This window comes from Lichenifustis flavocetrariae (assembly GCF_026130545.1).
Taxonomy (GTDB): Bacteria; Pseudomonadota; Alphaproteobacteria; order Rhizobiales; family Beijerinckiaceae; genus Lichenihabitans; species Lichenihabitans flavocetrariae.
Map to the genome: position 1 here is coordinate 1 of NZ_JAMOIM010000173.1, position 591 is coordinate 591.

General features: G+C 56.3%; 1 protein-coding gene. It reads left to right on the forward strand.

All coding sequences use genetic code 11. The features are described from left to right. The coding region (locus tag M8523_RS36500; protein WP_282589677.1) for a DUF2231 domain-containing protein at positions 1 to 429 on the forward strand (429 nt) is incomplete at its 5' end. Between the last annotated feature and the right edge of the window lie 162 nt (positions 430 to 591).

Below are 591 nucleotides of genomic sequence, written 5' to 3' on the forward strand. Positions count from 1 at the left end.
GATGTGGCATTCGCGCGAACCGGAGATCCGTTCTGGGCGCTTGGCACCCGATGGCTTCTACTCGGAACGCTTGTGTCCGGTGCGGCGGCGGCTCTCCCAGGGATGATCGACTTTGCAGCGATCGAACGCGCACACAAGTTACATGCCGCCTGGGCTCACGCGGTCGGTAACCTGATCTTCTTGGCGATTACTGCCGTGAATTACGCATGGCGGCAAGCAAATTTGGAACTGGGATCGAGCGGGCTGATCCTAACGCTTATTGGCCTTGTGCTGATGTTCGTGACGGGATGGCTGGGTGGCGAAATGAGTTACCGCCATGGGATTGGTGTGTCGAAAAAGCTCGACAGGTTTGATGAAGACCAGAGCTCAGCTTCGAGCCTGCCGTCACACAGCCTTCCAGACTTGCCTTCTTCTGCAGATCCTTGGTGATGCGCGAGACATGCATCCGATCGGTATCGATCTGGGCTGATAACGATGGTGAACTCAGTCTGGCACTCCAAGGAATGCGATGACTTCAGAGTTCATTCTCGAAGAGGGTGACAGCCCAGGCATGCGGCTCGACTTGGACGTGCATCAATGATCACCGGTTGC